Raw genomic sequence first — 13525 nt, 5'->3', positions numbered from 1 at the left:
ATGGACCGTTACGTCGTATTCGGTAACCCGATTGGTCACAGCAAGTCGCCGCTGATCCACCGTTTGTTCGCTGAGCAAACGGCTCAGCAACTGGACTACAGCACCTCGCTGGCGCCGCTCGACGACTTTTCCGACTTCGCCCGGGCGTTTTTCCGCGAAGGTCGCGGCGCCAATGTGACGGTGCCGTTCAAGGAAGATGCCTTTCGCCTGGCCGACAGCCTGACGGAACGCGCGCAACGAGCTGGCGCGGTGAACACCTTGAGCAAACTCGCCGATGGCAGCCTGCTGGGTGACAACACCGATGGCGCCGGGCTGGTGCGGGACCTGACGGTCAACGCCGGTTTCAGCCTCAAGGGCAAACGCATTCTGCTGCTGGGCGCGGGCGGCGCGGTGCGTGGGGCGTTGGAACCCTTGCTGGCCGAGCAGCCGGCGTCGGTGATCATCGCCAATCGCACGGTGGAAAAAGCCGAGTTGCTGGCGGAATTGTTCGCGGACCTGGGGCCGGTGTCGGCCAGCGGTTTCGATTGGCTGAAGGAGTCGGTGGACCTGATCATCAACGCGACGTCGGCGAGCCTGTCGGGCGATGTGCCGCCGATTGCCGGCAGCTTGATCGAGCCGGGCAAGACCGTTTGCTACGACATGATGTATGGAAAGGAACCGACTTCGTTCTGTCGCTGGGCCACGGAACAGGGCGCGGCAGTGTCGATGGATGGTTTGGGCATGCTCGCTGAGCAAGCGGCGGAAGCCTTCTTCCTGTGGCGCGGTGTGCGTCCGGACACGGCGCCGGTCCTTGCCGAACTCCGCCGCCAGCTAACGCTGTAATTAATGTGGGAGCGAGCCTGCTCGCGAAAGCGCAGTGTCAGTCGAAACTGATTTACCTGACACGCCGCCTTCGCGAGCAGGCTCGCTCCCACAGGGGATCTGCGCAATGGCGGATCAATCCTCGAACCTGATCGGGCACTTCTCCGCCCCTTCCAGCTTCCTCAACTCCTCCACCACCTGCGGCCGTGCGCGGCGCAGTGTCAGGCTGCGATCCTGCTTGAGCAGTCGCCGCGCTTCCTGATGCAACATCTCCACCCCTGAATAATCGATAAAGTTGATTTGCTGCGCTTCGATCACCACGCGCGCACCGTGCAGGCGTTGCAGGCGCACTTGCAGGTAATGGCTGGCGCCGAAAAAGATCGAACCACCCACCCGCAGGATGTCTTCATCCCCTTCGCGGGAATGCTGCACCCGCGGTTGTGAGGTGCGCTTGAGGTAGAAGAACAACGAAGCGAGCACCCCGGCATAAATCGCCGTCTGCAATTCCAGCAGTAACGTGGCGACACAGGTCAGCGCCATCACCACGAATTCCGCGCGGCTGACGCGCAACAGCGCACGTATGCCGCGATGATCCACCAGACCCCAGGCGATCAGCAGAATGCTGCCGGCCATGGCCGGGATCGGGATGTGAGCGATCAGCCCGGCGCCGAAAATCGCGAACAGCGCGACCCACACGGCCGAGAACACCCCGGCCATCGGTGAGCAGGCGCCGGCTTCGTAACTCAAGCCCGAACGTGTGAAGGATCCTGCTGACAGCGAACCGGAAAAAAACGCCCCGACGATGTTCGACAGGCCTTGGGCGCGGACTTCCTGATTGGCGTCGAGCAATTGCTGCGAGCGGGCCGACAAGGAGCGGGCAATCGACAGGCTGGTCACCAACCCCAGCATGCCCACCGCCACTGCGCTCGGCAGCAGACGCAGGATCAGGTCCAGATCCAGCGGCACGGGGCTGAACGGCGGCAAACGCCCTACAAAGGCGCTGACCAACTTTACATGGCCGAACATCGATGGCCACAGCCACACTATCAACCCGGCGAGGACCAGCGTGATCAACAATGTCGGCCAGCGAGGCAGCAACATCTTCAGCACCACGCCGACGACGACCGTCGCCAGGCCGAGCACCAACGACGGTTTATCCAAGTCACCGAGGTGCTTGAACAACATCAGGAAGCTGTCCAGCGCCGTGGCCTGGCTGGGCAAATCCAATCCCAGCAAGTTCGGCAACTGCCCGATGGCAATCACCACCGCCGCGCCCAGGGTGAAACCCAGCACCACCGAATGCGAGACGAAATTCACCAGGGCACCGAACCGCAGCATGCCCAGCAGCCATTGGAAAATACCGGCCAGCAGCGTCAGCAGCAGGATCAGTGTGATGTAGTCCTGTGACGCGGGGACGGCCAGCGGACTGACGCTGGCGAACAGGACAATGGAAATCGCCGCCGTGGGACCGCAGATCAAATGCCACGATGAACCCCACAGGCAGGCGATCAACACCGGGATGATCGCGGCGTACAAGCCGTATTCCGGTGGGAGACCGGCGATCAATGCGTAGGCAATGGACTGCGGCAACGCGAGAATCGCCCCGCTGAGGCCGACGATCAGGTCACGCCCGACGCTGGCGCGGGTTTGCCGGGGCAACCAACTGAGGAAGGGGAAGAGTGAATGGCGGCTGGGGAAGGCCATGGGTCCTCTCGGGTGGGGTTTTGGCGCAAGGGTAGCAGGACAGATGCCGATTGTTCCCTCTGTGGGAGCGAGCCTGCTCGCGAATGCGGAATGTCAGTCGACATAAATATCGGATCTGACGGCCCCTTCGCGAGCAGGCTCGCTCCCACATGGGGTCAGAGTTTGGCTTTGACCGCCGCCAGCGCATCCTTGCCATCCGCTGTCTTCACGCCCTCCAGCCACTTGTCCAGCACTGCCGGATTGGCCTTGATCCATGCCTTCGCCGCATCCGCGTTGCTGACTTTTTTGTTCACCACCTCGGCCATGATGCTGTTCTCCATGTCCTGGGTGAAACTCAGGTTGGTCAGCAGTTTGCCCACGTTCGGGCAGGCTTCGGCGTAGCCCTTGCGGGTCAGGGTATGCACGCTGCCGGTGTCGCCGAAGTACTTCTCGCCGCCCTTCAGGTAATGCATTTTCAGCTGCACATTCATCGGGTGCGGGGTCCAGCCGAGGAACGTCACGAACTTCTGTTTCTTCACGGCGCGAGACACTTCGGCCAGCATCGCTTGCTCGCTGGACTCGACCAGTTTCCATTGGCCCATGTCGAAGTCGTTCTTCTTGATGATTTCCTGCAACGAGATGTTTGCCGGCGCGCCCGAACCGATGCCGTAGATCTTCTTGTCGAATTTGTCGGCGTATTTGTTCAGGTCGGCAAAGTTATGCACACCCGCGTCCCACACGTAGTCGGGAACGGCGAGGGTGAATTCGGTGCCGTCGAGGTTCTTCGCCAACTGCGTGACATCGCCGGTGGCCACGAATTTGTCGTAGAAGCCCTGCTGCGCCGGCATCCAGTTACCCAGAAACACGTCGACCTGGCCATCCTTCAACCCACCGAAGGTGATCGGCACCGCGAGGGTGTCGACCTTGGCCTTGTAGCCCATGCCATCCAGCAGAAACCCGGTGATGGCGTTCGTCGCGGCGATGTCGCTCCAGCCAGGGTCGGCCATTTTCACCGTCTCGCAGCTTTGATCGGCAAAGGCCGATGCGCTGCCCAGAGCCAAAAGCCCGACCGTCAATACTGTGGATAACTTTTGCATGGACTTCCCCTTAACATTATTGGTTTTGGCAGGGTTGTGGATAACGTGCTTTGCGCTCCAGATCATCGAGGTCGATGTGGTTGCGCATGTACTGCTGACTGGCGTCCACCAGCGGCTGGTGATCCCAGCTCTTCAGCTTGCCGATGGTCAACGCCTCGGCAACGAAACGTCGGCGCCGCTGGCTGGCGAGCACTTGTTGGTGAATCGCCGGGATGTTCCATTTGGTGCGTGCTTCGGCCAGAAATTCTTCGAAAAGCGAACGATGTTGCGGCGATTGGCTGAGTTCCTCCAGTTCGCGCGGGTCGTTGTGTACGTCGAAGAGTAGGCAGGGGTCGTCTTCGCTGTAGATGAATTTGTAAGCGCCGCGACGGATCATCATCAACGGACTGATGGTGCCTTCGGCCATGTATTCGCCGAACACTTCGTCATGACCGCCCTGTCCTTGCAAGTGCGAAACCAGTGAGCGGCCGTCCAGCGGCAAACCTGGCTCCAGCGCTCCACCGGCCAGTTCCACGAAGGTCGGCAACAGGTCGGCGGTGGACACGGCGGCGCTGACCCGCCCTGCCCCGAACTGCCCCGGCGCACTTATCAACAGGGGCACGCGGGCGGCCATTTCGTACCAGTGCATTTTGTACCAGAGGCCGCGCTCGCCGAGCATGTCGCCATGGTCACCGGAGAATACGATGATCGTGTCGTCGATCAGACCGGTTTCCTCAAGTGTTTGCAGGAGTTTGCCGACGTTGCTGTCGATATAGCTGCATGCACCGAAATAGGCACGGCGTGCATCGCGAATCTTATCCACAGGCAACGGTTTATCCCACAGGTCGTAAACCTTGAGCAAACGCTGGGAATGCGGATCGAGTTCAGTCTGTGGCGGGGTTTCAGGCAACGGAATGTCGGCATCGTCGTACATATCCCAGAAAGCCTTGGGGATCGTGTACGGATCGTGCGGGTGTGTCATCGAAACGGTCAGGCAAAACGGCTGGTCGCCGTCCTCGCGGATGTGATCGAACAGGTATTGCTGAGCCTTGAACACCACCTCCTCGTCGAAATCCAGCTGATTGGTGCGCACGCACGGCCCGGCTTGCAGCACCGACGACATGTTGTGGTACCAGGTCGGACGCACGTCCGGCTCATCCCAATTCACGGCCCAACCGTAGTCGGCCGGGTAGATGTCGCTGGTCAGGCGTTCTTCGTAGCCGTGGAGTTGGTCCGGGCCGCAGAAGTGCATCTTGCCCGACAGTGCGGTGCGGTAACCGAGGCGACGCAGGTAGTGGGCATAGGTCGGCACGTCAGCGGGGAAATCGGCCGCGTTATCGTACGCGCCGATCTTGCTCGGCAATTGGCCGCTGACCAGGGTAAAACGCGACGGCGCGCACAGCGGGCTGTTGCAATAAGCGGCGTCGAACACCACGCCTTCGGCGGCGAGGCGGCTCAGATTCGGCAGTTTGATCGGCGAAGGACCGTAGAACGGCAACATTGGCGCGGCCATTTGATCGGCCATGATGAAAAGAATGTTCTTGCGCTTCATGTGATCGCGGCATTCCATAGTGAATATTTATGCGAGAGTGCTGCGACCGAGCATGTTACCCATGCACTTTGCGGTAAAGCCCATGCCAGGCAATGACTAGGATTAGCCCAGCTTATGTATGACGCCCTTGGTGATCTGTCGCTCGACCTGCTTCGTGCCTTTGAAGCGGCCGCCCGTCATCGCAGCTTCACTGCGGCGGCGGTGGAGCTTGGCACGACGCAGCCGGCAGTCAGCCAGCAGATCAAGCGATTGGAGGAGCAACTCGCGACGCGGTTGTTTGACCGCATTTATCGCGGGATCGAATTGACAGAGGCCGGGACGATTCTTTTTGAGCAAATTCAGCTCGGTTTGCAGAATATCGACGCAGGATTGAGCGCGATCAGCGCACAGCAGCAACATGAAGTGCTGCAAGTCGCGACCGATTTCGCCTTCGCCGCCTATTGGTTGATGCCGCGTCTGCACCGTTTTCACCAAGCCAATCCTCAGGTGGACGTCAGCCTCGTCACCAGCGAGCGCAATCACAACATGTTGCGCACCGATATCGATGTGGCGGTGTTGTTCGGGGACGGACGCTTCAAGCAGGGTGAAAGCCATTGGCTGTTCAGCGAAGAAGTGTTTCCGGTGTGCAGCCCTCTGTTGCTCAAGGATCGTTCCCAACCCTTGCCTGCACAGTCGTTGCTGGAGTTTCCGCTGCTTCATTTGAGGGGTGAAAACAGCAGTAACTGGTTCGACTGGAGCGGTGTGTTTCGCGAGTTGGGGATAACGTCGGCGCCTGCACCGGGGCAGCTGCGCTTCGACAATTACACCCTATTGATTCAAGCGGCGATTGGCGGACAAGGCGTAGCGATTGGCTGGCGGCACCTTGTGGATAACTTGCTGGCGCAAGATTTGTTGTGCCGGCCGATTGCCGAGACGGTTATTTCCAGGCTGGGTTATTACGTGGTCCTGCCCCAGCGAAAACGGCGTGGGGCATTGATTCAACAGTTTGTGGACTGGTTGATGGAGGAACAGGCCGGAAGCGCGCAATCGTTGAATGGCCTGCCGTTGCCCTCTATTGCTGTTTAGTGTCAGCCGCGATGAAGTTCACGTGCTCGCCCACATGCAGGTTCAGATGCAGTTCATCGGCGATCCCTACGGCCACGCGGTTCAACCGTTGCAGCGGTTCGGCCAGGCCCGATTCAAGGCTGTCGCTGACATGGCTGAAGTGCTCGATCGTCAGGCCGGACACACCGCGCGGCGCATTGACCAGCGTCCAGCGCAACGTACTGTTTTGCAGCGCTTCGCGGATTTCTTCGGCGGCATGGCGTTGCAATCGATCTTCTATTTCCGGGTCGTCCAGCAATTCAAAATCACCTACCAGAAACAGCCGCGCAATGCCCGCCGCCTGCATGCCTTCGATCAACGCATCCACGGCCAGCACTTGCTCGACCGGGCCTGGAATGATGGTTTTTTCAATGTATTCGCTGTTGAACGGTAATCCTGGCGCGTCCAGTAAACAGATGACCACTGAACACCCCGCCACACTTTGTTTAACGCGCTCCGCTTCAAACAGATCGCCGGTTTTTGTTCGCAAGCCTGGGCGTGGCGCCAGCGCCGTGAGGTCGTCCAGAATGGCGATCACTTCATGTTGGCGCCGCAGCATTTCAGCCATCAGCGCACTGCCCAGGCTGCTCATGGCACCATAAAGCACCACTTTTACCACTGGGGTTTCGGCATTTTTCATGGCTGAAGTTCCTTGTTTCCTACGTATATGGTGTGTGACCTGTAGGAAACGGTGAGGGTTCGACCGGGTTTCAGAGGGATTCAGATGCAGCAGATCAAGGGCTATCACGCCCATGTGTATTTCGACGCCAGTACCATCGATCAGGCGCGAACATTGTGTGAACAAGCGGCAAAGGTGTTCGACCTGAAGATGGGCCGCGTACACGAACGCCCTGTCGGCCCGCATCCGGACTGGAGCTGCCAACTGGCGTTCGGGCCGGAGCTTATTGGTGAAGTGCTGCCGTGGCTGGCACTTAACCGCAAGGGCCTGGTGGTGTTCCTGCACCCGGACACGGGCGATGACTTGCTCGACCATAGCGAGCACGCGATCTGGATGGGCGCGGTCCGGCCACTGGACCTGTCTATTTTCTGATCAGATCGTTTCTTCTGCTTCGCCGGGCAAGTGTTCGTCCAGGTGCAGCCAGGGCAATTGGCTGTCGGTCCATATATGCCGCTCGGCTGGCGCCAGCTCTGGATGGTCGAAGGTGGCGATGGTGACGTCGATGGTCTCGGGACTGAGGGGGTTCATGAACGCCAGTTGCGCCCCGCAGTTCGAGCAGAAACTGCGCACGCCGGTTGACGAAGACTGGTACTGCGCGGGCGTGCCTTTCATCCATTGAAAGGCTGACGTGGGCACGGTGATCCAGGTGGTGACGATCCCGCCGCTGACCCGACGGCAAATTGAGCAATGGCAGTGGGCGATGTCGTGCAGCGGCCCGCTGAATTGATAGCGCAGATGTCCGCAGTGGCAGCCGCCGGTGTGGATGTTGGCCATGCTGTTTCCTCCTGTTGCCTATGTGCTGACCCCTTCGCGAGCAGGCTCGCTCCCACATTTGATCTTTGTCGTACACAAAACCCTTGTGGGAGCGAGCCTGCTCGCGAAGGCCGTAACTCGGTTCAAATCCAAAACCCGGTCCGACGACCGGTCGCCCATCCGCTCAATGCTTTCACCGGCGAAAGCTGGCTGAAAGCTTCCCCGATTAGGATCGCCCCCACTGCCGGCAACAGACCGGTTGGCCCATGAGTGTTTTATCGCTCGCACGGCCCATTTAACAACAACAATGGTGATCCTGATGTCCTTTGCTACCCGCCGCTTCGCTGTCACTCCGCCCGTACGCCTCGTGCTTCCCGTTCTGCGCTGACCCAACCGGTTCGCCCATTTCCCCTAGCCGCGCTACGCCTGGAGTATTCCCATGCTGACTTTCCTTGGCTTTGCCATGGTCATCACGTTCATGTTCCTGATCATGACCAAGCGCCTGTCCGCGCTGATCGCCCTGATCATCATCCCGATCATCTTTGCCCTGTTCGGCGGTTTTGCGCCGAAGATCGGCCCGATGATGCTCGAAGGCATCACCAAGCTTGCGCCGACCGGCGTGATGCTGATGTTCGCCATTCTGTACTTCGCCCTGATGATCGACTCCGGCCTGTTCGACCCGGCCGTGCGCAAGATCCTCAAACTGGTCAAGGGCGACCCGCTGAAAGTTTCGGTCGGCACCGCCGTACTGGCGCTCGTCGTTTCCCTCGATGGGGACGGCGCGACCACTTATATGATCTGCGTGGCCGCCATGCTACCGCTCTACAGCCGCATCGGCATGAGCCCGCGGATCATGGCCGGCCTGATCATCCTCGCCGGTGGCGTGATGAACATGACCCCATGGGGTGGCCCGACCGCTCGTGCGGCCAGCGCACTGCATGTGGACCCGTCGGACATTTTCGTGCCTATGATTCCGGCGATGCTGGCCGGTGTGGTGGCGATCCTGGCGATTGCCTACTTCTACGGTAAGCGCGAGCGTGCGCGTCTGGGTGAATTGCACCTGGCCGGCGATGAAATCGACCACAGTGAAATCAGCGTTTCGCAGTTCCCTGATGCCCGTCGTCCGAAGCTGATCTGGTTCAACGGTTTGCTGACCCTGGCCCTGATGTGCACCCTGATCGCCGGCCTGTTGCCGCTGCCGGTGCTGTTCATGGTGGCGTTCAGTATCGCGATGATCGTCAACTATCCTTGCCTGCAAATGCAGAAGGACCGCGTTGCGGCTCACGCCGGTAGCGTGTTGTCGGTGGTCGGCCTGATCTTCGCTGCCGGCATCTTCACCGGTATCCTGTCCGGCACCGGCATGGTCGACGCGATGTCCAAAAGCCTGCTGGGGGTTATCCCGGATTTCCTCGGCCCGTACCTGGCCGTGATCACTGCGCTGGTAAGCATGCCGTTCACATTTTTCATGTCGAACGACGCATTTTATTACGGCGTGTTACCAGTACTTGCCGAAGCCGCCAGCCATTACGGTATAACCGCAGTGGAAATGGCACGTGCCTCGATCGTCGGTCAGCCCGTCCACTTGCTGAGCCCGCTGGTACCATCGACCTATTTGTTGGTGGCCCTGGCCGGTATTGAATTCGGTGACCATCAGCGCTTTACCCTGAAATGGGCCGTGCTGGTGTGCATGTGCATACTGGTTGCAGCGTTGCTGATGGGGATTTTTCCGCTGTTCAGCACTCTATAACCAAAGACTCACCATGACGGGTCCGGTCTTCGCCGTTTGAAGCCCGGGCCTTTCGTGGTTTAACACATCCTCAAAGGAATACACATGGAATGGCTGACCAACCCTGAAATCTGGGTTGCCTTCTTTACCCTGACCGCCCTGGAAATCGTCCTGGGTATCGATAACATCATCATGATTTCGATCCTGGTCAGCCGCATGCCCAAGCACATGCAGGCGCGCACCCGGATTTTCGGTCTGGCCCTGGCCATGATCACGCGGATCCTGTTGCTGCTGTCGATCACCTGGGTCATGCGCCTCACGGCCGACCTGTTCGTGGTGTTCGGCCAGGGTATTTCCGGGCGAGACCTGATCCTGTTCTTCGGTGGTCTGTTCCTGCTGTGGAAGAGCTCGCAAGAGATGTACCACGCGCTGGAAGGTGAAGACGAAACCAACGAAGAGCCGAGCGGCAAGGGCGGCAACTTCCTCTACACCATCATCCAGATCGCGATCATCGACATCGTGTTCTCACTGGATTCGGTGATCACCGCCGTCGGCATGGTCTCCCATGTTCCGGTCATGGTCGCCGCGATCGTCGTGGCCGTGCTGGTGATGATGTGGGCTTCCGGCACCATCAGCGAGTTCATCGACAAGCACCCGTCGCTGAAGATGCTGGCGCTGTCGTTCCTGCTGATCGTCGGTACCGTGCTGATTGCCGAATCCTTCGACGTGCACGTGCCAAAAGGCTACGTCTACTTCGCCATGGCGTTCTCGCTGGCGGTTGAAGCGATCAACATCAAGATGCGCACTGCCATCGCGAAAAAGAAAAAACAGCAAGATCCGGTGAAACTGCGCAAGGACGTTCCGGGCCAATAACCCCGGCGTCACCGCAAAACCTGTGGGAGCGAGCTGGCTCGCGAAGGCGGTCTTTCAGTCAACAACACTGTTGAATGTGAAGGCCCCTTCGCGAGCAGGCTCGCTCCCACATTTGTTTTGTGCAAGGTTCAGGGATTATTGGCTGACTTGAGGATCGAGGTTATCCAGCACCCGATTCACCGCCAACTCTCCAAGCATGATCACCTGCTGAATCCCCAGCAATGTATGGCGTTGCGGGCCCCCCAGAAACCCGGCGAGATCACTCGCCATGACACTGGCTGACGCCAACGATTCACAGGCATGTGCGAGCAGGGTTTCGTTATCGACCTTGGGGTCTATGAGGAAGATGGTGCTGGGTTTGCGCGGCGGGAAGTCGTGGGGGACCGGATCGGTGTCCGGTGGGTTGGGCGTTACCTTGAGCATATGCTGATTTACTCCTGATGAAGCCGCTACCGATCTCTACTAAAGAAGGGTGGCGGCTGTGCGCAGGTTAGTAGACCGGGGAGAATCAGCATTGCCGGCGCGCCGAAGCGCCCTGCGCACAGCCACCATCAAGTTCAGACAAAAATCTGACTGACAGCGCTTCTGCACCTTACTGATAACACCCCGGGCTACTAAACCCGACCACTGAAAGGCAGTGGTATGGAAACGATAGAGACCAAGGCAAAAGCGCACAAGCCGGCGGATTCTGTAGTAGCCGTAGGCAACGACGCAAGGCGTTGTAGCCTCCGAGAAGTAACTCGGAGTGTTTTTTAAACAGGACTCCCGGCGCGCGAACATTTAAGCGTTTTCCTACAGCCATCGCCCGTGGTGCTTGATACGGTCGCACTCCAAGGTTGACGCACAGCCCTTCGGTGGTTAGCGTCCCCGCTCGCATCAAACGACAATGACAAGGAATGCATGTGTCTGGAAAACCGGCTGCACGCGTCACGGACCCGACCACTTGCCCGATTCCGGGCCATGGCACCAACCCCATCGCCAGCGGCTCCCCCGATGTGTTTTTTAATGGCCTCGCCGCTGCGAGAGTCAGCGACACCTGCACCTGCGGCCAGGCACTCAGCGGCGGCTTCTCCTCCACGGTGTTCATCAACGGCCTGAACGCCATGACCCTCGACGGCACCACGAGCCATGGCGGCGTGATAATCGGCGGCTCCGGCAACGTCATCGTCGGCAGCACCCATACCCCGGCGCCGTTCATTCCGCCCCTCCCGATCATTGGCCAGCCCGTCGTGGAATTCAAAGCCGTCAGCGCTGGTAATGGCGAACCGATAGCCGAACGAGGCTACGAAATCGAAACCGCCGAAGGCCGCATCGTCAAAGGCCAGACCAACGCCTTGGGCATGACCCAAAGTGTCGCCACGCTAAAACCCGATCTCGCCGTCGTCCGCTGGACCGTCTAAGCCTCAAGGAAGAATCAAATGACCGGACAATGCATCGCCCCAGACGACCTGGACATGAAAAAACTCTGGGACAGCACCTGCGAACTGCCCGCCTGCAAACGCGAAACCACCACGGCCGGCCCCAACCCCAAGACCCGCGTCGAAGTGCCGTTACTGACCTGCAACTGCCTGTGGCGCCGGTTTCAGAAAGAAGCCGAAGAATGGGTCGCTCCGGGTGGCGTACTGATCGCCGACCCACAAGCACGTAACCGCAAGATCAACGCCGCGTATGCGCAGTTGTGGCTGGCAGATAACCGGTTTCAGTGGGCGGGGTTGGCGGCGTTTGCTTCGAAGCAGGTGGGCTGTGGGTTGATTCATGCCACCAAACTGCAGACTGCTATTGCCGCGCAAAAGGCTGCGCAAGAGAAGCTTAGGACCGGTAAGTCGGAAACTATTTTCGAAGGGGTCGGGTTCAAGCTCAGCAAGACCGATCCTGAAGTGGAGAAGGAACTCGAAAGAGCGCGAGCGGCCAATCCGTTACCCACTGAAGACATCACCTTTGGCGATAACACTCGGTCAGTGGTCCAGCAGCAATTGGACTACGTGTACGAGATGCTGGCGCTAGGCAACACCTCGCTGTTTCTGGATGTTTATCCGTTGCATCGGTTTTTTATGGTGCGGGGGTACAAGGAGATGGAGAAGTGCCTGAAGAGCCGGCGTGGCATAGTGAAAGACGTGATGTGGCCGATTGCTGGGAAGGTAGAGTTTGGTATTGATGCATCAGAGATCTATCGTACTTTTGAAGCAATTGATGCTGGGCATATTGCGGATAGCGTCAGGCAGATGGCTCGACATGAGCAACTGAACATTTTGCAACCAGCGATGTACGAAGATACTCAATTCGCAGTTCTTATGCGCAGTACTCATGCGGGCAATTATGTTTCTGTGGTAACAGGGTTAATGTCCGGAGCGGCGGAAGAAATTCAGCTAACGCTGGCTAACCAATGTAAAGCGCCTGACAGCAGGCAGGTCTCATTCTCCAAGAACCCCGTGGCCGATCTTGCAGATCAAGATCAGCGAATGGAGTTCGTACTACGTGCAGCCAGTCAATTTGACAGCTTGCTGAAAAGTCCAAAAACCCATGCTCAGTTGAAACAGTCGATTACGGAAATTGCCAACGGAGGCGGAATCCAGTGATGGGATTTTCACGTCGGATACTGATCGCTGCGATTGGCATAGTCGTGGTTTTGGCGGCAGCTGCATTCCTCTTCATGTCCAGTTCCAGCAAGATTTCCGCCCATGTCGGCAAGCCATATGCCGAGGTTGTAAAAGACTCTACTTTTCCAATTGAACGTAAAACCGCCGTTTATCCAAGCGAACCACCCGAGGTTGATTCCACCTGGATCAGCAGCCCAGTTGTTATTACGTTTGATGATCCTGATCATGGCTTCACGTTGCCAAAAACGATCTATGGGGCTGTGAGCTACAGCAAGGAAAAGGTTGATGGCATCACGACGTCTCCGATGGTGGAAACTTTACCTTTCAACCAGACAGCAGCACTACTGGGCGAACTTCAGGCCATGTTCAAAAAATCCGGCTGGACGCCTGAGCCTGCTGAGGGAAACGACTGGATAAAAGTGTCGAGCGAAGAAGAAAAGCGACAGCTGCAACATAAGCTTTTTGACCAGACTGACGGTGTGATTCTTTTGGTTCCCCACAAGTACAGTCTGTTGCTGCACATCAAATGCTATAGCCGCTGTGATGAGCGAAACCCCGAGACAGCCAAGTATCTGATCGACATTGGACTGGGTAAGGATCATTTCAGCGATTGAACCACCTCCGGGTCGGTGGATCAGTCCCCTTTGGTGTTGAATGCAATGCCACCATCGCGAGCAAGCTCGCTCCCACAAGGATGGCGCT

At 58.4% G+C, this 13525-nt stretch carries 14 protein-coding genes; 8 read left to right on the top strand and 6 right to left on the bottom strand.

From position 1 onward, the window contains the following. Positions 1-822, top strand: a complete 822-nt coding sequence (aroE, locus tag ACWKV5_RS12745) for a shikimate dehydrogenase (RefSeq protein ID WP_483841529.1) — start codon at positions 1-3, stop codon at positions 820-822. 114 nt (positions 823-936) lie between these two features. Here aroE and ACWKV5_RS12740 read toward each other — a convergent pair whose 3' ends face one another. The 3 genes from ACWKV5_RS12740 to betC form a co-directional block, all read right to left on the bottom strand. Next, positions 937-2505 (bottom strand): SulP family inorganic anion transporter, encoded by a 1569-nt coding sequence (locus ACWKV5_RS12740; protein WP_483841528.1) that lies wholly within the window; start codon positions 2503-2505, stop codon positions 937-939. A 155-nt stretch (positions 2506-2660) separates the two neighbouring features. Continuing rightward, entirely contained in the window at positions 2661-3581 is a 921-nt protein-coding gene (gene choX / locus ACWKV5_RS12735; RefSeq protein WP_483841527.1) for a choline ABC transporter substrate-binding protein, read from the bottom strand. 16 nt (positions 3582-3597) lie between these two features. After that, positions 3598-5112, bottom strand: coding sequence for a choline-sulfatase (gene betC / locus ACWKV5_RS12730; RefSeq protein ID WP_483841526.1), 1515 nt, complete (start codon positions 5110-5112; stop codon positions 3598-3600). A 114-nt stretch (positions 5113-5226) separates the two neighbouring features. Here betC and ACWKV5_RS12725 point away from each other — a divergent pair, with 114 nt between their 5' ends. Then, positions 5227-6177 (top strand): choline sulfate utilization transcriptional regulator, encoded by a 951-nt coding sequence (locus tag ACWKV5_RS12725; RefSeq protein ID WP_483841525.1) that lies wholly within the window; start codon positions 5227-5229, stop codon positions 6175-6177. Here ACWKV5_RS12725 and ACWKV5_RS12720 read toward each other — a convergent pair. Beyond that, positions 6164-6835 carry an NAD(P)-dependent oxidoreductase gene (locus ACWKV5_RS12720; RefSeq protein WP_483841524.1) on the bottom strand — a complete coding sequence of 224 codons (672 nt, stop codon included), beginning with the start codon at positions 6833-6835 and terminating at the stop codon, positions 6164-6166. The genes ACWKV5_RS12725 and ACWKV5_RS12720 overlap by 14 nt on opposite strands. Before the next feature lie 84 nt (positions 6836-6919). Between ACWKV5_RS12720 and ACWKV5_RS12715 the strand changes: the two genes are divergently transcribed. Continuing rightward, positions 6920-7246 (top strand): DOPA 4,5-dioxygenase family protein, encoded by a 327-nt coding sequence (locus ACWKV5_RS12715; RefSeq protein WP_483841523.1) that lies wholly within the window; start codon positions 6920-6922, stop codon positions 7244-7246. Here the strand turns inward: ACWKV5_RS12715 and ACWKV5_RS12710 are convergent, their stop codons facing one another. Continuing rightward, the gene (locus ACWKV5_RS12710) at positions 7247-7648 is read right to left on the bottom strand and encodes a GFA family protein (protein ID WP_483841522.1); all 402 of its coding nucleotides are present in this window, start codon (positions 7646-7648) and stop codon (positions 7247-7249) included. Positions 7649-8066: 418 nt separating this feature from the next. Between ACWKV5_RS12710 and ACWKV5_RS12705 the strand changes: the two genes are divergently transcribed. Together ACWKV5_RS12705 and ACWKV5_RS12700 are read left to right on the top strand one after the other, a co-directional pair. Continuing rightward, on the top strand, positions 8067-9374 hold the full coding sequence (locus ACWKV5_RS12705) for a CitMHS family transporter (RefSeq protein WP_123433261.1): 1308 nt from the start codon (positions 8067-8069) through the stop codon (positions 9372-9374). A gap of 84 nt (positions 9375-9458) precedes the next feature. Next, positions 9459-10226 carry a TerC family protein gene (locus tag ACWKV5_RS12700; RefSeq protein WP_483841521.1) on the top strand — a complete coding sequence of 256 codons (768 nt, stop codon included), beginning with the start codon at positions 9459-9461 and terminating at the stop codon, positions 10224-10226. A gap of 135 nt (positions 10227-10361) precedes the next feature. Here ACWKV5_RS12700 and ACWKV5_RS12695 read toward each other — a convergent pair whose 3' ends face one another. Further along, complete coding sequence (locus tag ACWKV5_RS12695; protein WP_483841520.1) at positions 10362-10649, bottom strand: DUF6124 family protein; 288 nt, start codon at positions 10647-10649, stop codon at positions 10362-10364. Between the two features lie 479 nt (positions 10650-11128). Here ACWKV5_RS12695 and ACWKV5_RS12690 point away from each other — a divergent pair, with 479 nt between their 5' ends. The 3 genes from ACWKV5_RS12690 to ACWKV5_RS12680 are packed head-to-tail and all read left to right on the top strand — an operon-like array spanning position 11129 to position 13437. After that, positions 11129-11626 carry a PAAR domain-containing protein gene (locus ACWKV5_RS12690; RefSeq protein WP_483841519.1) on the top strand — a complete coding sequence of 166 codons (498 nt, stop codon included), beginning with the start codon at positions 11129-11131 and terminating at the stop codon, positions 11624-11626. Positions 11627-11644: 18 nt separating this feature from the next. Further along, a complete protein-coding gene (locus ACWKV5_RS12685) occupies positions 11645-12802 on the top strand; it encodes a DUF2515 family protein (RefSeq protein WP_483841518.1) in 1158 nt (385 codons plus the stop codon). Then, on the top strand, positions 12802-13437 hold the full coding sequence (locus tag ACWKV5_RS12680) for a hypothetical protein (protein WP_483841517.1): 636 nt from the start codon (positions 12802-12804) through the stop codon (positions 13435-13437). Before ACWKV5_RS12685 ends, ACWKV5_RS12680 begins: the two co-directional genes overlap by 1 nt. Positions 13438-13525: the final 88 nt, after the last annotated feature.

The sequence above is a fragment of the Pseudomonas oplopanacis genome, assembly GCF_057128725.1.
This window is presented reverse-complemented; position numbering and strand designations above follow the sequence as displayed.